The sequence below is a fragment of the Paenibacillus sp. CMAA1364 genome, assembly GCF_054373195.1.
Genome location: NZ_JBITNB010000040.1, coordinates 1 through 17,942, shown reverse-complemented (window position 1 = coordinate 17,942; position 17,942 = coordinate 1). Strand labels below are relative to the sequence as shown.

The 17,942-nt window shown below is 37.0% G+C and carries 23 protein-coding genes and 1 pseudogene; 23 read left to right on the top strand and 1 reads right to left on the bottom strand.

Going from position 1 to position 17,942, the window contains the following annotated elements:
- The 12 genes and pseudogenes from ACH8E3_RS16130 to ACH8E3_RS16075 all read left to right on the top strand — a co-directional run.
- The coding region (locus ACH8E3_RS16130) for an IS3 family transposase (protein ID WP_458633669.1) at positions 1-124 on the top strand (124 nt) is incomplete at its 5' end.
- A gap of 447 nt (positions 125-571) precedes the next feature.
- Positions 572-664, top strand: coding sequence for a competence inhibitor ComI (comI, locus tag ACH8E3_RS16125; protein WP_458633667.1), 93 nt, complete (start codon positions 572-574; stop codon positions 662-664).
- Between the two features lie 410 nt (positions 665-1,074).
- The gene (locus ACH8E3_RS16120; RefSeq protein ID WP_458633666.1) at positions 1,075-1,515 is read left to right on the top strand and encodes an N-acetyltransferase family protein; all 441 of its coding nucleotides are present in this window, start codon (positions 1,075-1,077) and stop codon (positions 1,513-1,515) included.
- 188 nt (positions 1,516-1,703) lie between these two features.
- Positions 1,704-2,318 carry an FMN-binding negative transcriptional regulator gene (locus ACH8E3_RS16115; RefSeq protein WP_458633665.1) on the top strand — a complete coding sequence of 205 codons (615 nt, stop codon included), beginning with the start codon at positions 1,704-1,706 and terminating at the stop codon, positions 2,316-2,318.
- A 248-nt stretch (positions 2,319-2,566) separates the two neighbouring features.
- Entirely contained in the window at positions 2,567-2,884 is a 318-nt protein-coding gene (locus tag ACH8E3_RS16110; protein ID WP_458633664.1) for a hypothetical protein, read from the top strand.
- Between the two features lie 310 nt (positions 2,885-3,194).
- A complete protein-coding gene (locus ACH8E3_RS16105; protein WP_458633663.1) occupies positions 3,195-3,884 on the top strand; it encodes a M50 family metallopeptidase in 690 nt (229 codons plus the stop codon).
- A gap of 188 nt (positions 3,885-4,072) precedes the next feature.
- Entirely contained in the window at positions 4,073-5,059 is a 987-nt protein-coding gene (locus ACH8E3_RS16100; protein WP_458633662.1) for a hypothetical protein, read from the top strand.
- A 943-nt stretch (positions 5,060-6,002) separates the two neighbouring features.
- Entirely contained in the window at positions 6,003-6,437 is a 435-nt protein-coding gene (locus ACH8E3_RS16095; protein WP_458633661.1) for a hypothetical protein, read from the top strand.
- 144 nt (positions 6,438-6,581) lie between these two features.
- Positions 6,582-6,737, top strand: a complete 156-nt coding sequence (locus tag ACH8E3_RS16090; protein WP_458633660.1) for a hypothetical protein — start codon at positions 6,582-6,584, stop codon at positions 6,735-6,737.
- Positions 6,738-7,123: 386 nt separating this feature from the next.
- Positions 7,124-7,450 carry a thioredoxin family protein gene (locus ACH8E3_RS16085; RefSeq protein WP_458633659.1) on the top strand — a complete coding sequence of 109 codons (327 nt, stop codon included), beginning with the start codon at positions 7,124-7,126 and terminating at the stop codon, positions 7,448-7,450.
- Positions 7,447-7,737 (top strand): annotated as a pseudogene (locus ACH8E3_RS16080) (NAD(P)-binding protein); the annotation flags it as partial. The gene ACH8E3_RS16085 and the pseudogene ACH8E3_RS16080, both read left to right, overlap by 4 nt.
- A gap of 12 nt (positions 7,738-7,749) precedes the next feature.
- The gene (locus ACH8E3_RS16075) at positions 7,750-8,586 is read left to right on the top strand and encodes a flavin monoamine oxidase family protein (protein WP_458633668.1); all 837 of its coding nucleotides are present in this window, start codon (positions 7,750-7,752) and stop codon (positions 8,584-8,586) included.
- 94 nt (positions 8,587-8,680) lie between these two features.
- Here ACH8E3_RS16075 and ACH8E3_RS16070 read toward each other — a convergent pair whose 3' ends face one another.
- Positions 8,681-9,376 carry a CAP domain-containing protein gene (locus ACH8E3_RS16070; RefSeq protein WP_458633658.1) on the bottom strand — a complete coding sequence of 232 codons (696 nt, stop codon included), beginning with the start codon at positions 9,374-9,376 and terminating at the stop codon, positions 8,681-8,683.
- Between the two features lie 200 nt (positions 9,377-9,576).
- Here ACH8E3_RS16070 and ACH8E3_RS16065 point away from each other — a divergent pair, with 200 nt between their 5' ends.
- The 11 genes from ACH8E3_RS16065 to comI (ACH8E3_RS16015) all read left to right on the top strand — a co-directional run bounded on the left by ACH8E3_RS16065 (position 9,577) and on the right by comI (ACH8E3_RS16015) (position 17,871).
- Positions 9,577-10,635 carry an LLM class flavin-dependent oxidoreductase gene (locus ACH8E3_RS16065; protein WP_458633657.1) on the top strand — a complete coding sequence of 353 codons (1,059 nt, stop codon included), beginning with the start codon at positions 9,577-9,579 and terminating at the stop codon, positions 10,633-10,635.
- 99 nt (positions 10,636-10,734) lie between these two features.
- Positions 10,735-12,294 carry an SAM-dependent methyltransferase gene (locus ACH8E3_RS16060; RefSeq protein WP_458633656.1) on the top strand — a complete coding sequence of 520 codons (1,560 nt, stop codon included), beginning with the start codon at positions 10,735-10,737 and terminating at the stop codon, positions 12,292-12,294.
- A 336-nt stretch (positions 12,295-12,630) separates the two neighbouring features.
- On the top strand, positions 12,631-13,029 hold the full coding sequence (locus tag ACH8E3_RS16055) for a GNAT family N-acetyltransferase (protein WP_458633655.1): 399 nt from the start codon (positions 12,631-12,633) through the stop codon (positions 13,027-13,029).
- Positions 13,030-13,302: 273 nt separating this feature from the next.
- Positions 13,303-13,635 carry a hypothetical protein gene (locus tag ACH8E3_RS16050; RefSeq protein ID WP_458633654.1) on the top strand — a complete coding sequence of 111 codons (333 nt, stop codon included), beginning with the start codon at positions 13,303-13,305 and terminating at the stop codon, positions 13,633-13,635.
- 293 nt (positions 13,636-13,928) lie between these two features.
- Complete coding sequence (locus ACH8E3_RS16045) at positions 13,929-14,315, top strand: tautomerase family protein (protein WP_458633653.1); 387 nt, start codon at positions 13,929-13,931, stop codon at positions 14,313-14,315.
- A 206-nt stretch (positions 14,316-14,521) separates the two neighbouring features.
- Positions 14,522-14,686 (top strand): hypothetical protein, encoded by a 165-nt coding sequence (locus ACH8E3_RS16040; protein ID WP_458633652.1) that lies wholly within the window; start codon positions 14,522-14,524, stop codon positions 14,684-14,686.
- Positions 14,687-15,098: 412 nt separating this feature from the next.
- The gene (locus tag ACH8E3_RS16035; RefSeq protein ID WP_458633651.1) at positions 15,099-15,947 is read left to right on the top strand and encodes a copper amine oxidase N-terminal domain-containing protein; all 849 of its coding nucleotides are present in this window, start codon (positions 15,099-15,101) and stop codon (positions 15,945-15,947) included.
- A 27-nt stretch (positions 15,948-15,974) separates the two neighbouring features.
- On the top strand, positions 15,975-16,262 hold the full coding sequence (locus ACH8E3_RS16030) for a TIGR04104 family putative zinc finger protein (RefSeq protein ID WP_458633650.1): 288 nt from the start codon (positions 15,975-15,977) through the stop codon (positions 16,260-16,262).
- A 36-nt stretch (positions 16,263-16,298) separates the two neighbouring features.
- Positions 16,299-16,655 carry a n-acetylglutamate synthase gene (locus ACH8E3_RS16025; protein ID WP_458633649.1) on the top strand — a complete coding sequence of 119 codons (357 nt, stop codon included), beginning with the start codon at positions 16,299-16,301 and terminating at the stop codon, positions 16,653-16,655.
- Positions 16,656-16,740: 85 nt separating this feature from the next.
- On the top strand, positions 16,741-17,514 hold the full coding sequence (locus tag ACH8E3_RS16020) for a nucleotidyltransferase domain-containing protein (RefSeq protein WP_458633648.1): 774 nt from the start codon (positions 16,741-16,743) through the stop codon (positions 17,512-17,514).
- Between the two features lie 264 nt (positions 17,515-17,778).
- The gene (gene comI / locus ACH8E3_RS16015; RefSeq protein ID WP_458633647.1) at positions 17,779-17,871 is read left to right on the top strand and encodes a competence inhibitor ComI; all 93 of its coding nucleotides are present in this window, start codon (positions 17,779-17,781) and stop codon (positions 17,869-17,871) included.
- Positions 17,872-17,942: the final 71 nt, after the last annotated feature.

The window sequence follows — 17,942 nt, the reverse complement described above, 5'->3', positions numbered from 1 at the left end:
TTTTCAAACACAAGAACAACTAGATATCGAACTTTACGATTATGTTAACTGGTTCGATCATCACCGTATACATGGAACACTGGGTTACCTAACGCCAGTTGGAGCTAGGATTATGCCCTTATAATTTTTGTTCAGTTTAGTGTTGACAATCCAGGATTTAATAGAAACATTAAAGAAATAAGAACGTTAAAGAAGGAAACACGTAAAAAAAAATAAGTAAGTATGAAGGGTAACTCGAAGAAGAAGGATCATCAGTTAACATTGCATTATCACAGCGGTCACTACGCTCCCTTGGTCACCAAGTGGAAGTTTCGAAAAAGTGAATTCAGCTGACACTCCAACCAGCTAAGTGGCGAAGCCACCCTGACCTATAGTCCTTAAGCCGTTTGGATGTTGGTAATGCACGAACGTTATATGAAAGGGAAGCAGATTAAAAAACGTATATTAAAACCATAAAATAAATAAAACAGAAGCATATAGGAACACTTGTACGCATATGAAAATAAAGGTAAAATATAGATACAATTGAATCTTGGGTGGGCATGGTTTCCCTTCGAAAGGAGGTGAAGCCATGGAGGTGAAAGATGCATTGACGATTATGTTCCTATTTGGGATGTTCATTCTTGCTCTTTTAACATACATTAACAGCAACAAGAAAAAGTAAAACCCACCCAAAGATTAGTAGCCAAAGGTGGGTTTTCATTCCTGAATGACTTAGAAGGGAATATACCATCCAAGCCAATTGTACTGACCAAGTGTTCGCTGCACTTGGTCTTTATTAAATATATAATAACACACTTAAAAAGATGTATCAAAACAGAAAAAATGAATAAAAGTTAAACACTATATAAGTATACTCAAAGAAGGCATCCCCATCATATACATTACATTTTTCTGTCGTTGCTGGCGCTCCTTGGCCGCCAAGAAGGATATCGGGGAAGCGGATTCAGGCGACGCATTCAACCGGCTAAGTCTGACGACCCGGTGCTACGCACCTTAAGCCGCTTAAACGTCAGGAATGCGGAAACGTTATATGAAACCAGCCCAAAAACTTGAATAGAAAGGACATCAAGGATGATTAATATTCGTGAAGTGATGCCTGATGATGCAACTCAATTAGTTAAACTAAATAAACAAATAGATAGAGAGACAAAGATCATGTTATTTGAGCCTGGTGAAAGAGAAGTTGATGAAAATCAACAAAGAAATAACATAATATCATTTCTTGAATCTGAAAACACTAATATATTTGTAGCAGAGTTTCAAGATCAGTTAATTGGACATTTATCAGTTATAGGAGGAAACACAAGTAGAATTAGACATCGCGCACATATCGTAATCGGACTACTTAATGAGTTTACCGGTAAAGGCATTGGCAAAGAATTATTTAAGGTAATGGAAGTATGGCTGAAAACAAGTTGTATTAGAAGATTAGAGCTAACTGTAATGATGAATAATAATTATGGAATTAGACTCTATAAGCGGATTGGATTCGAAGTGGAAGGCATCATATAACAATGTTTTTCTGCATCGTCGCTAACGCTCCTTGATCGCCAGTAAGAATTTTCTGAGAAGTGAAATCAGGAGACACATCCAATCGACTAAGTGGCAGAGCCACCCGGACCTTTGGTCCTTAAGCCGATTGGACGTCAGAAATACGCAACGTTATATGAAATCCCCGCAATCCAGAAAGGATGAAAAATATGTACATTCCCAAGCATTTTATCGTAGATGACGAGGAAGTCCTCTTCGAATTTATTGAAAAGAATAGTTTTGGAATCTTGTTCTCAAATCATGATAATGTTCCTGTTGCAACTCATTTACCTTTTATATTAGATCGAAAAAATGGTTACTTGTACGGACACTTTGCTAGACCAAATACACAATGGATAGACATTATGAAACAAGAAGTATTGGCTGTATTTCATGGTCCTCATAGTTATATTTCATCCTCCTGGTATGAGACAAATATGTCAGTTCCAACTTGGAACTATGTATCTATTCATGTATATGGAAGTATTGAATTGATGGAAGAAAAAGAAGAACTCTTAAAAGCATTAAATGATATGGTCAATCAATATGAGAAACCAAGTAGTCCTTATCGTATAGATGAATCAAACCATGAACTAATTGGAGGTCTCATGAATGGAATTGTAGGTTTTAAAATAAAAATCAATAGATTAGAAGGGAAGTGGAAATTAAGTCAGAATCACTCGAAAGAACGACAAGAAAGAGTAGTGAAAGAACTCGAGAAATCTTCAAAAGATAATGATAAAGAAATAGCGAAATTGATGAAAGGAAACTTAAATTCAATGTAAGTTAAGCTTCGAAGTCGGGGACATCGTATAACAACACATTCCTACTGCGGGCATTCGCCTTTGATCGCTAAGAAGAATTTCATAGAAGTAGATTCAGGCGACACATTCAAACAGCTAAGTCTGAGGACCTGTTCCCTACGGTCACTTAAGCTGCTTGAACGTCAGGAATGTGCGACGTTATACGACATTTATTAAGTAGTTATTAATTGGGGGTTATTTTTAGAAGCATTAATTTTGGGGTCAATAATTTGACTATATTTTGTTTAGAAGATACTCAAACAATCTTAATTGGTAGTAAGAAGAAGTCTTGTGCTATCAATCTAATAACTAGGACCGTAGAATATGAATTTTCACATTGCTTATTTTGGGATTTTACTGAATTAAAGAATGGTTTAATCTTAGAAACTGGAGAACTAGATTGTATGTTAAGGAATATCAATGGAAAGATCATAGCACAAGTTCCTGTTGACCCTCCTTATGAAATTTTTCATGAAGAAGACGGTATAAGGTTTGAATCTATTGTTTATGGAACTACATATCTGAAGTATCCTAAAGAAGATAATTAAAGGTAGTTTGATAGATCAATCAAAGATACGATGAACGTCGTATAACACAAGTAGCACGCTGGTGACATTCGTTCTTGGTTGGAAGAGGAATTTACATAGAAGAATATACACCAACACAGAAATCCACCTAATGTAAGCGAAAACAAGAAGTAGGTGGGTTTCCGTCATGAACCTCTGAACGTTATAAGAAATCAGCACAGACACGGAAAGTTAAAGGCAATTTGTATCAACGGTTAGTTTTTTTTCAACAGCTAGACTAGCAACTATACTTGTGGAAAAAAATCGTGTGACATTCGAAAGGATGCTCTGTATGAATAAATGGATTAAAACGTTCTTCTATCTGGTCTTGGCTGCGGTACTCACACGGCTTGTTCCATTTTCGTCTTGGTTTCGCATTATCGATACAATGGTGCATGAACTGGGGCATGCTGTTGCGACACTGCTTCTATCCGGGCGTGTGCTGAGTATTGAGCTGAATCCCGATCATAGTGGAACCACTTATGCGGTATTAGCATCTGGCTGGGGTCCCATTGCGGTATCCATCGCAGGTTATTTGTCAGCATCTATCTTTTCTGTATTGATGTTTTACGGCTATGCACATCGGAGACAAGGGGAAGGGTTAATACTTATCACCGCGATCGCACTCATTATGATATTACTATTTGTACGGAACAGCTATGGGATATGGTGGCTTTCTATATTTATTGTGGTCAGCCTGCTTTTTTACTTCCTCGGAACAGGTATTCGTAATACCTACTATTTACTTCTAGCTTTTCTTTCACTGGAGGAATCGGTCATGGGGCCAATCTCTCTTCTTCTGTATGCGATCAACAAGCCTTCTCGTGCGGGTGATGCTGCTAGTTTAGCTAATCAGACCATACTACCTGCTTGGATATGGTCGCTATTGTTTCTGGTGTTCGCTTTATGCTGTGCGAAGGTCTCCCTATCGCTATTTTGGAATAAACGCCCAGCTGTAAAGTCTCGATCTAAAGATGATTAGATGTCATTTTCTTAAATGTACTCTAATATTTTAGTTATAACCATTGTGAAAACTATCACTATCTTATTTTTTAATTATAAGTTACAATAATAATGCTGATAATGACCATTCTAACTGTGAGAACCTACACATCATTGGCTCGCAATCAGTAATCGTTTCACTTACAACATAGAAGAGGGGACATCAAGATGATTCAATCGAAACGTATCAAGTTTGTCATTACCATGCTTGCAGCTATGATAACAATTTCCATGTTTGCAGGTTGCTCTAGCTCAAAGGAACAACCAAAAGTAGAGCCTAGCAAGACAGAGGTTAATGCAGAAGATAAAGATGCCACATCCGGCGCTTCCATTACACCAGTTGAAATGACGGATCTTGAATGGACAGCTCAACCTAAGCTAGGACTGATCAAGGGAGATTATCATAGAATTGAAGAACGCTTCAGACAGGGTCATTTAGGAATGCTCGAAGTGGTCACTGAAGGCGACAAAATAGTTCATATCGAATTTAACGAGTTGACACGTCCGAACTATTACAATCGCTATTACCAAAACGTATCGAAACGCTTATCTGCATATAACTTCACTATGGGTGCAGATAAGGGTGCAGCATGGATCCAAGGTGTTCTTAAAGCAGAAGAGCAAATGCTAGAGTCACAAAGTCTCACAACCGATGTTGATACGGTTTCAGGAGCTTCCAACAGTGTGTTACAGTCCATGAAACCCATGGCGGAGAAACTTGCTCTATCTCTTGAAAAACCATCAAGTAAAAAATACTACGGTATTGCTGAAGAGTTGGGCGGTGGCTTAACAGGTCGTCTGCAAGTAGTCGTTGAGAATAACAAGATTATCGATCTTCGTTATGACGAGATCTTTGCAGATACACCAGATAAAATTGAGGATCCGAAGCTAAAGGCATTATACAGACAATCCAAGTATGAAAGTATGGACTACGCTGAGCCTTCCCGTATTGGTTTTAACGTTCAGATGGATGAGCTGAAGCTAAAGGTAATTAAAACACAAGATATGCTAGATCTGACAGGTCTACCTGCCATTGAGAACACAGGTGACTACGGCAAGTCTGGTTACACTACTCGTAATACAGCTTGGGATAACTATTTGAAATTAGCTGAGAAACTATTTAAGGAAATGAAAGCAGACGGCGTACTGAAATAATTTGAATCCTCGAAAATAGGCTATATCTTTCACTAGATAAGTGATAGATACAGCCTATTTATTATTCTATTAAAAGAGGTAAAATCGTATGTAATTGTATGATAATATATGTAAGTTAAGATTAAAGGAAGTATTCAGATGATTTTTATAATGATAAAAGACATGAAATCTATAAAAAGTTAGGATAGCATGTGCCCAGAGATATTCATTCAATTAAGCATAGCAAATCGGTTAGTAGCTTACCAATAATACAATCAGTAAATATTAAACTAGATTCACTTGATTTCATTCCGCACGTTGACCTGTATGAAACACTGTATACGATTGATTGGGAATGGGCGGGCTTCCATCGTGAACCTCTAATCGTTAAGCGAAGCGCTGAAGGATCAATGTAAATAATAGTAAAATGACACGAATGATCTAAGAGGAGCGATTCTTACTTTAATAAGGAGAAGCTGATATGATACTTGAACCAACGATACATTATTTGATGATGATAAAGAACAAGGGAATAGATTTTTATTACATTGTGATACGGGTGTCCATAATTTTGTATATGATCAATCGGAATTGGTTGGTGTTAATGATCCCTCTCCCATGGTGGGACCATTAATTTATGATTTTACATATGCCTTTTATTCATCATCCGATGATCTTAATATGGAAAATCTATACACTGCCTATGATCAACTTGAACAAGGATTGATTGACAGAAAGAGATTAATAGATAAAGTTACCATTCAACTCTATTGTCGTATAGGTCTGAGAGTAAAGCACCATCCAGATGATTTACCTGAGTACTTAGAAGCATGGAAACAGTGAAAAAAACTTAGTTAGGATTATGGAGAGGTCATTGTCATCATATAACACAGCATTCCTACTGCGGGTATCCGCCCTTCATCACTACGAAGATTTTCTTAGAAAATAGATTCAGGAGGCGAATATGATTTTGAAAATAGTTTTAATGTTGACCTCTATTATTGGTGTTATATGCATCTCCATATTCTTATTTTATTATGATTTCCCTAAGAGTTTAGATGTTACGCGGACAGCAGTGAGTTACATCGAAAACGAACCATCAACAACAACAAAAACAATGCTGAAAATAAAAGGCAATTTGCACAGACCTATTTTTCGACAATCAACATTTGTAGGTAGAGTATCTATAGACGGATTTGATTTCACAAATGGGGGTATGATTTGGTTCGATGATCGTTTTGAAAATATTAATATATGGGCTTCAAGCGAATGGAATGGAGTTAAAAATGAGATAAAAAATCTGTATATTGTATCAAACTCAAATAACTTTGAAGAAGCAATTAAAAATCAAACAATCATAAGGAATAAGTTTGATGGAGTATTTGTCCCTAAAGAGTAAAAGATTAATTTCTAATGACCTATTCCCTGCGGTCACTTAATCTGCTAAACGTCTGAAATGAGAAAACGTTATCGGAAATCGTGGAAATAACGTTTTTAACTGCGAATATAATAATAGTGAAATTATAAAGGGGGATGGAGCAACTTGAAAAAAGATAAAATAATTGGCTATATACATATTATTTTAGGTGCAATTGGGATAATCCTAGTTGGATTAGCAACTTTAAGATACCAATTTTCAATAGAAGATTTGGAAGGACAAATAATTTCATATATAGGCTTTGTATTAACAATAAACTAGACCACAATTTTTCTGTCCAGATGAGTGTAGCCGATCCAATACGTTAACTTATAACGAACAGGGGAGACTGAGTCTATACGTGAAATATCACATCTATTCTGGGGATCTTATGGGGATACTGCACGTATACCTTACACATTTGACCTAGCAACTGGTAATTTGCTCTCATTGAAAGAGGTCGCAAATCATGAGAAGTACGTATCTATTATTAACAATAAGATTATGTCTCAGGTTAAAATTCGCAATTTGGCATTGAATGCCTCTTTCCAGACGATAAAGGCGGATCGTGATTATTTTATTTACAAAATTATATTTGGTATAATCGGTTAAGCTCTCTTACGATGAAGAATAGGGAAACTAACCTCGAGAAAGGCGTGTGAATACTGATGAATGTCCAAGAAATAACTTCCGTGGAAGAAATAGATCCTTTTATTCAAAATAGCCGATTAAGCATGTTATATGTATCTCAAGAGGATTGTAACGTATGTCATGCGATCTATCCCAAACTAAAAGCATTGCTCAGCAACTATCCCAAAATAAAACTTGCGCATATAGATGCCAGTCAGGTAGAGGAAGTCGCAGGTGAATTATTGATTTTTACAGTACCGTCAATAGTGATGTTTCTTGATCAAAAGGAATATCTTCGGGAAGGACGGTTTGTACAGTTTCAACAATTAGAAAGACAAATTCAACAACTGTACAATGCGTTATGACTTCTAAAGCATGTCAACATGAATATACAATGAACAATAATCCAGTGATTATTATTGGTGCTGGTTTAAGCGGCCTGCGAGCAGCCACTTTACTCTCAGCACAAGGTATTGAATGTAAGATTTTAGAGGCTCGAAATAGGATTGGAGGTAGGGTTTTAAGCTCCCTGAGATCCGACAAGCCTGAATTGGGCAAATTTGATCTTGGACCCACATGGTTCTGGCCGAAATATGAGCATACGATCACCAGTCTCGTTCAAGAGCTACACCTAGAAACTTTCGAACAGCACACAAAAGGGGCTATGTTATTTGAACGGTATGAGAACCAAATCCCTGAACGGCATATCCTTCCAGATCACTCAACGGAGAAGTCTGTGCGGTTTACGGGAGGTGTACAATCTTTAATTGACGCGTTGGTAAGTAAGCTACCACCAAAGATCTTTGAATTAGAAACACGTGTCACGACAATTACATTACATGATAATGACGCCATTACGATTCAAGCCGAATGTGAAGATGGGCATATAAAACAATATAGCGCTAGTGCTGTTATTCTGGCACTACCGCCTCGACTTATAGAACAGAATATTGAATTTCTTCCTGCACTTTCTCCTGAACTGAACGCAAACCTTATCAACAAACCGACCTGGATGGCAGGACAAGCTAAATTAATAGCTGTTTATGATTATCCTTTTTGGAGAGAAGAGGGACTTTCGGGCAATGCATCAAGTTGGGTAGGACCGTTGCAAGAAATTCATGATGCATCTCCTAATACAGGTCCGGGTGCATTATTTGGCTTCTTCGGGATGTCTGCGAAAGACCGTTATAGGCTAGGGGAAAAGCTGATTATAGAAAAGGTTATAGAACAGTTGGTTAATCTTTTCGGACCATCGGCTAAAAAAGTAAGCACTATTCTTTACAAAGATTGGTCTGTAGATCCAGAAACGGCTGTATCCGAAGACAGTATTCCACTACGAGATTTTCCGGTTTATGGAGAAATACCTATAGTTGGTATATGGGAAAACAAAATTGTGTTTGCTGGCACAGAAACGAGTTCAGCGTATGGCGGTCATCTAGAAGGCGCACTTCAGTCAGCTGAACGTGCTGTTTTACAAATCATCCATCAAAGAACGACTTAAAAATCTTAGCAGAGTTCAGTTAATCTCTCTTAATCAATTTAAAACCCCACTCATAGATTAAGAGCCTATGGTGGGGTTTCGTTCCTGAACAGCTTTATCCTTTAAATTCCTGGACCCAAGCATTGTTATAATAACCAACGCCAATTTGGGTGAAATTATTACTCAGTATATTTGCTTTATGCCCTGTGCTATTCATCCAATCCTTCATTACCTGGGCAGGGGTGGTTTGTCCTTTGGCGATATTCTCTCCAGCGTAACTGTATGTGATCCCGAATTCCTTCATCATATCAAAAGGTGATCCATGTGTTGGTGAGTTATGATCGAAATAATTGTTGTCGTACATATCCTGTGCTTTGACCAAAGCCATATTTGCCAATTGATCATTCATACTCAGGGCACTTAATCCTGCTTTAGATCTTTCTTGATTTACTAAGTCCAAGACCTGCTGCCCGAAAGGGGTTGTCCCCTTATTAGTATCCTTTGCACCTTCTTGTACTTGCCCTGTTGAACCTGTTGGTTCTGTTTTTTCTGGATTTCTGGTCGGTGTTTGAATCAAATTAAACCATTTCGAAATCATTTCATTTGGCATTCCTTTTGCTGTAATAGAAGGACTTGCTTTCCCCCTTGTAGCTATCGATGATGCCTGTGTTAGGGGAACTTTCTGCGAAGTAGTATGATCATAAGTTGAAATTTGAGTTTGCTTAGGGGTCACTTGCTTCTGTGTCATATTGTTATCAGCTGAACAGCCTGTCACCAATAATATTAATGCTAATACAATCATTTTTGCCATAAGCCAACCTCCTTGGTTCGTTAATTATTGATGTACTCGAATGTAGGATTTACTGTATGACCTTTACTTATTCATCAAAGGCATCCCATTCTGATTGCTTTCCCGTCTTTTAGACAAGGTGGTATTTCGCGTATGTTTGTAAGTCTTGAAAAAGAGAGCTATATTGGATCAGGTAATCATTTCATAAGGGGAGAGTAATCATGGAGAAATATCGTATGGATACAAGTAAAGGGCTTGAATTTGGGTTATATTCTATTGGAGATTATTTACCTAATCCACATACCGGTGCAATGATTAGTCCAGAACAACGTATTCAAGAATTAATTGAGGCAAGTAAGTTTGCTGATCAGGCGGGACTTGATGTATTTGCTGTGGGTGAAAGTCATCAAGCACATTTTACAACACAGGCACATACGGTCATTCTAGGGGCGATTGCACAAGCTACAACCAATATTAAAATTGCAAGTTCAGCAACGGTGTTAAGTACATCCGACCCTGTTCGTGTATATGAAGATTTCGCCACAATAGATTTGATCTCCAATGGTCGTGCCGAGATCGTCGCTGGGCGTGGTTCACGTGTAGGAGCATATAGTCTTCTAGGCTATGATGTGCATGATTATGAAGAATTATTTGAAGAAAAGATGGAGCTTCTGTTGAAGTTGAATAATGAGAAATCAGTAACTTGGGAAGGCCAATTCCGTGCAGCATTAAACAATGCTACGATCTTACCCCAACCTCTCAATGGTCATATGCCAATATGGCGTGCAGTCGGTGGACCTCCTGAAAGTGCAATTAAGGCTGGTTACGCAGGCATACCGATGATGCTAACAACACTAGGAGGACCTGCAATCCATTTCAAGGGATCCGTTGATGCATATCGTAATACAGCAGCTGAGCGAGGTTTCGATCCAGCAACGCTTCCGATTGCTACAACAAGTTTATTCTATACATCTGAGAATTCACAAGATGCTCTTCGTGAGTATTATCCACATATAAATACAGGTATGCAGGCGTTACGTGGGGGTGGCTATCCCAAGCAACAATTCGAACAATCTACTGATTATCGAGATGCATTAATGGTTGGTAGTCCACAACAAATGATCGAGAAAATGCTCTACCAATATGAATTGTATGGTCAACAGCGCTTTATGGCACAAATTGATTTCGGTGGGGTCCCGTTCGATAAAATTATGAGGAATATTGAGTTGATTGCAACAGAAATTATGCCTGTGATTAAGAAACATACAGCTAAGAAATAAGTGAATGTCATGGGTTGCCAGGCCCTTGAAGCACATATCCTTCGCACGGTAACAGAACAGATTGTCCCTAATGCTAGACAGAGAGCAGGTTTAAATTGAATGGCAGACAATAAACAACAGCGCTTCCGCTTCAGCGAAGCACCCATATGGGATTTGCAACGGGCTTATTATGAAGAAAAGGGAATGAACGCTTGGAATAATGATCAGGTTCCGCAATATATAACCAGCAATCCCATGATTGCTACATCTTACGCGGAAATGATTTTCGGATTTCTTCAAGACAGGGCGAGCAGGGCTCATATTACTAAACCTGTTATGATCCTGGAGCTAGGTGCTGGTGCAGGGCGCCTCGCATTTCATATATTACAAAAGTTATGTGAGCTGAGAGATTTCGCGGGGATAACACTTCCACCATTCCGCTATATTATGACTGATTTAGCTTCAAAGAATGTAATAGGTTGGCAGAATCATCCTGCATTGCAATCTTATGTTCAGCAAGGATTGCTGGATTTCGCACGGTTTGATGCCGTACATGATACGGAGTTGAACTTGGTTGTATCCCATACAACCATCCGTCCGGGTGATCTGAAGCAGCCACTGTTGATCGTTGCTAACTATTTCTTCGATAGTATTCCGCAAGAGCTGATCTATGTGGCTGATGGTAAAATATTTGAATGCGATGTATTAATCGGGTATCCGGAGAATTCCGATCAACTTAATCCTTCAAAAGTATTAGAACAAATGACGCTGAATTACGAGTATCGCCGAGCATCTGGATATGAAGAAGCAACATACCCCTATCATGAAGTAATTGCCCTTTATCAAAAAGAACTTGAGGATTCACATATCCTGTTTCCGGTAGTTGGATTGACATGCTTGGAGCGGCTGAATGAGCTGTCACAGGCAGGTTTCTTGCTGCTCACAGCTGATAAAGGCGACCACCGACTTGAGAACTGGAAATTTGCAGCGCCGCCTGAGTTAGTTCTTCACGGTAGCTTCTCTTTAACAGCAAACTATCATGCGATTCAACATGTGTTTGAGCAAAAAGGTGCACAAACACTCTTCACCCAACACCATTACAAGAATATAAATATAGGCAGTATACTCATGCTGGAGAAACCAATGAGTTATGGCAATACACGATTGGCCTATCAGCGGTTTATCGAACGTTATGGACCGGATGATTTCTTCAGTATGAAGGAATGGGGAGATCTACATTTCGAAACGATGGGAATACAGCAAATATTGGCCTTTTGGCGTTTGGGTGGGTATGATGCGGAGTTTTTTGTCCAGACTGCGAAATATATCTCGAGCTTGATACCAGAGATCAGCGATGAAGATATACTGGATATTCAAAGAGGCATACACATGATGTGGTCTAACTACTATGAGCTAGAGCAGCATTATGATTTAGCGCTCGATGCGGGACTGCTGTTATTCGAAATGGATATGTATGAGGATGCGAAGTTATTCTTGGAGATGTCCATACATGCAGATAAAGATGAGCCTGTTCCGACGGTCTTATTCTGCTTGTCCATTTGTAGTTACGAGCTTGGTCTGGAAGAAGAAGCACTTAAATACACACATGATGCGTTGGTTCTGGAACCTGACCATGAAGAGGCTTTGTCACTTCTGCATGCTCTAAGTGAAGGGAAGTAGCCGTGAAATAAACATTGGATCTCCCTGTTCTAAAAATAGCCATTCATTCGATTGTTTGGTTACCTAGATTCGCCGATTAACTCTTAACTCTTCGAACTCTTGGCCCTGTCTTGGCACGGACGACATCGTTCTACCACTGGACCTTACCGTCATCAAGGATATACAGTCTTGATGACGTATTTGGAGGGTTTCCCAAAAACCTTATTGACATCAAAGTGAACTGGATATAAATTAATTTTGTAGAAATAAAAGGTCATCTATCGAATATTTTCACGACAATAGAAAAATTAGATAGCTAGTAACTGCATATAACAACGAATTCAAAGGAGATGTGACATGGAAATCATATATAAAGATACAAAGGATATTAAAGCAGAAGACGTTTCGAGTTTGTTTATGAAATCTGGTATTAAGCGGCCTTATCAGGACTTGGAAAGACTAGATCGAATGATTCAGAATGCGGATATAGTAATAACTGCATGGAACGAAGGAGTAATAGTTGGGCTTGCTAGGGCACTTACAGATTATTCGTATTGTTGCTATTTATCAGATCTAGCTGTTGATCTAGAATTTCAAAGTAGTGGGATAGGTACAGAATTGATTGACCGAGTAAGGAAGCAAATGAGTGATGAATGCACACTAATTCTAATTTCTGCCCCTGAGGCACTGGAATATTACCCAAAGGTAGGATTTGAGAGGTCGGATAAGGCTTTTATAATAGGACGAGAAAGATAGATTCAATGTAAGACAAGTTTTGAAGGCAAAGATTCGTATATCACAGACATTGTAAGAAATCAGTCTAAGACATATTCAATAAATAAATAAGATTTAGGAGATATGATGAAATCTAAATTTAAATATTATATTCTATTATTGATATTCATTATTATTCTAATACCAATCACTATTAGTTATTTTGGTTATCTCAAATACAATGTAGACCATAGGTATAATAACGAATTCACAAAAAATGTAGTCTCAATAATATATCGGAATAAAAGTTTTACTATGGATGAATCTACTAGTTTTGAATGGGAAAAAGTATTTGTATTCGAGGCATATTTATCTAGAGAGTATATGGAAAATGTGGTTGGATTAAAGTGGACAAATGCTAATTCATACTTAGGATATTTATTGCAAGATGATTTTCCACTACTAGATGAGTCGCTCCATAAATTAGTATTTGTTAACAATGATAAGGTGATCTTAGATATTACTTTGGATCGATATAATATAGACTTTCTTCCAATTAAAGAACTAATAAAAACAGAACGAATTATACTTATTGCAGAAAAAAACAATAATAAATATATAATTAAACGGAGTGAAAGAACACCTTAAAGGCTTTATCTGGAGTAAATATATAGATAGAAGTCGCAGACAACTTATAACCATAGCGACACGCTATACTTCGATGTTATTACTAAATCTTTAAAATGATGTTTTTAGTAATGGAGGCAATTTGTTTATTGATTCCCCCCATACGATGTTGATGGAAGATGCCCATGCTCTAAATTTAGTCACATTGAAGGAATTGCTCGAATGTTCCCATCCGTTCATGTTCCCTTTGGAGTAACTAATAACTAGAACTAGACTGAGTGGATAATTTAATAAAGATAGAGGAGGATTCTAGGATGGCACAAGTAAAAATTTATGGTTTGCGAAATTTCTTGAAACCTTTTCAAAAGAACATATCAGATATCGTTCATTCCTGTCTAGTTGAAACACTGAAACTTCCAAACGAGAAAAGGTTTCAACGGTTTATTATGTTTGATAGAGAAGAATTCATATATCCTAAGGATCGCACTGAAAAATATACAATAATTGAGATAAGTATATTCGAAGGTCGTTCAGTTGAAGTGAAGAAAAATCTGATCAATGCATTATTTGAAAATTTCTCCGGTTTAGGTGTTAGCAAAAACGACCTTGAAATAACCATTATTGAAACGCCTAAATGTAATTGGGGAATAAGAGGGTTACCTGGCGATGAATTGGAACTGAATTATAAAGTGGATATTTAAAAGGTAATATGTCTGCCATCATAATGATTCGATCATTTATTTATGATATGAATGGGATTTTGGAACACCTATAGACATATACCGTAAATTATGGGTGTACCTTTACCTAAAGCCTGTCGGATATAAATGCTGTTATAGGTAATGGTCTAGTATCGATTTACAGATGATCAAAGGCCAGCTGAGGATTAAGGAGAAGGGGGAAAGAAATGAAAATTCATAAATTGATTTTAAATTTTTCACTCTGGATTGCTTTGCTTAGTATTCTTATTATCCCAGGAAATATACCAGCTACAGGTGCTCATAGAACAGAATTTGGGTTTCCCTTAAGATTTTTCATACAGTATCATTTTGAAGCTAACGAGAACAGGTGATTCATAATAGATGTAAGTATAGATTTGTTCAAATATATTATCAACGTAATAATTATCTACTATGTAATTCTTGGGCTAAAACAGTTATATGGCAAACTTAAACAAAATTAGATAATTAAATAAAGAATAACAACAAAAAAAGTAAAACCCACCCGAAGATTAACTGCCGAAGGTGGGTCTTTATCTTTTTTGATCTAGAAGGGAATATACCATTCAAGTTAATTGTAATAGCCAAGTGTTCGTAGCACTTATATATCACCATATTTGAAATCATATATAAATGAATTAAATAGCAATGATCACTTATGATGTTTGATCTTAATCGTAAGCATGGATTAAGCAACTTTATACTTGGGGTTGACGTTTATATTTATGCAAGGGAAAAATATACAACAAAAGGGGTAATCTTATTATGAAAAAGGTATTCTTAGGAATTCTACTTATTTTGATTCTATTCAGTAGTTCTACAACCACTTATGCGGCAACCACCCAAATAAAAGTTGATGGTGTTGTTATTGTCTCAGACGTGAAGCCCGAAATAAGGAACAATCGCACAATGGTGCCCTTACGTATCATCAGTGAGAACTTGGGAGCTAAGGTCAACTGGTCAGAAACGAAAATAACTCTCACCAGAAATGATATGCAAGTAATCCTAAATCTGAATAGCAACACAGCGCTGATAAATGGCAAAGGGATACTACTAGATGCCAAGCCATATATAAAGAACAAACGCACAATGGTTCCAATTCGACTTATTGCAGAAACGTTTAGTTGCAATATCAATTATAGTAACTCGACAGTAGCTATCGATACCGATCCATTGGTTATTGAGGGAGTACAAGTCAAAGCATTGCAACAAGAATACCACATGACTATGGGTGGCGTAGTAAGTCAAATTAGAGGGAATGCCTATATCGAAGAAATCTATAATGTTTTTGTGAAAAACAAAGGAGATAAGATTGATGCTCCTTCTGATTACACGTGGTCTGTTCACAGTATTACACCTGGTGTCTATTATAAAAATGGACAATATGACTTTTTAGACCAAGAGGGTAACAGCATACAACAATTCGATATCTATTCGGTAAACCAATCTTTCTCAGTCAACGGTTCAGAAAAGACACCTAAATATTTGATTTATGATGCAACTGAGGATCAATGGTATTTGTTTAACCATACAGCAAATCAATCTATTCATCAGTTAATAGATACATCCTCAAAGAACGGTTTTCTGATGGTTATCAGTAATACAGTTGCTTAAGTAAACAAACAACAAAAGGAGAATAATATGCAGAGATGCTTGAAATGTAGAAAAGAGTTTAAGTACACACAAGTATTAATTTCTGTATTAGGTAGGTTCAAATGGCAACTGATCACCTGTGATAACTGCGGAAATGAATATCAAATAACTTTATTTTCTCGATCTATAATGTCGATATCGATAACATTTGTTCCTATCATATGGATTATATATGTTTTACAGGAAACCTCTCTTACTAAAGCATTATTATGGTTTACAGCTTGGGTAATAACCGTATTAGCAATTTCTCCATTTATTATTAGATACAAGGAATAGTTCGCAAAAAATCTTAAGAATATCGAGGTGATTCATATGAATTCGGTTAATTATAATGGTAGGATTCTCAAGACTGTTAAAAACACCGAAAACGGTGAAGTAAATCAAGAAACCATTTTTCATTACTATCAAAAAGAAGACATGGTATGGGCAGAGTACTCTGGTGGTGGAGTAGTTAAAGGACATATAATCGGGTTAGTAGATTGTCATGGATGCTTAGATATGAGGTATCACCACATTAATGAAAACAATGAGATTATGACAGGGATTTGTAAATCGAAACCGGAATTATTAAATGACGGTAGATTAAGAATTTTTGAAGAATGGGAATGGACATGTAAAGATAATTCTAAAGGATATTCAGTGATAGAAGAAATAATTAATGCTGATTAAAAATATGAGACAGTTATTATTATAGTTCTGTTTTTGACCACATTTGAAATAGATTTCTTCAAGAAGAATAGAGAGGGGTTATTCAATGAAACCTTGGGAAGTCGCACTAGACCTCTTTCTTGAGAATTGGAAAAATAAAGAGGAAGTCATTGGCATATTAGTATGTGGAAGCTATATTACAGGTAATCCTTCTAAAAGATCTGATATAGATGTTCATATTATTCTTAGTGATGACCATAACTGGAGAGAACGTGGTAATCAATATGTGAAAGGGTTTCTTATTGAGTACTTTGTTAATCCACCCCAACAAATAAGAAGCTATTTCAAAGCGGATTATTATGGTCGTAGCACGATGTCAATGGTTCAGTTTTTGACGGGGAGAATAGTTCTAGATAAATCTGGTATTGTTGAGCAATTAGTGGAAGATGCTAAAGGCTGGAAGTCGAAACCATATACAGATTTAGACAAAACCATAGTAGAAATAACTAAATACGGATTATGGGATGCATTGGATAACTTATTGGATTGTTATGAAGAAGGGCGAATTGATTTTGAGTTCGTTTACAACAGCTCACTGTTAAATCTCTATAACGTCTATTGTTCCATTCTGAACATCGAGAAGGTTCCTTCATATCATATTTCTAGATACCTAACGGAGCCCTTGTATTTAAAAAAGTACCTAAAACAGCCGTTTCCAGACTCACTTTTTGGTCAATTGTATATAGAAGCAATGAAAGTTACTGGTCATGATGAGATGATAAGCATCTTTCGGAAACTAACCGAGTACGTGTTTGATCAATCAGGTGGTTTTAATATTGACGGTTGGAGGTTTAGGAGTGAAATTAGTATTGAAAACTAAGAAAGGGATTTGCTAATGAATCATCTAATACGATGGTCATTAGAGGAAGCAAGACGAAATGGTTTAATGAGATCAATTCCTTGTACGAATAAAAGAAGCGGGGCCTATTATGGTCATATAGCAAACTAAATCCTTAAGACTCTATCTTTAAATCAATTTCGAACTCATAATAAGAACACCTGTACGTATGAGCGAATAAAGGTAAAATATAGTTACAATTGAATTTTGGGTGGGCATGGTTTCCCTTCGAAAGGAGGTGAAGCCATGGAGGTGAAAGATGCATTGACTATAATGTTCCTATTCGGAATGTTCATTCTTGCTCTTTTAACATACATTAACAGCAACAATAGAAAGTAAAAACCCACCCTAAGGTTAAAATGTACCCTATAGAATAGACACTTTAAAAAAGTCTACTCTATAGGGTATTT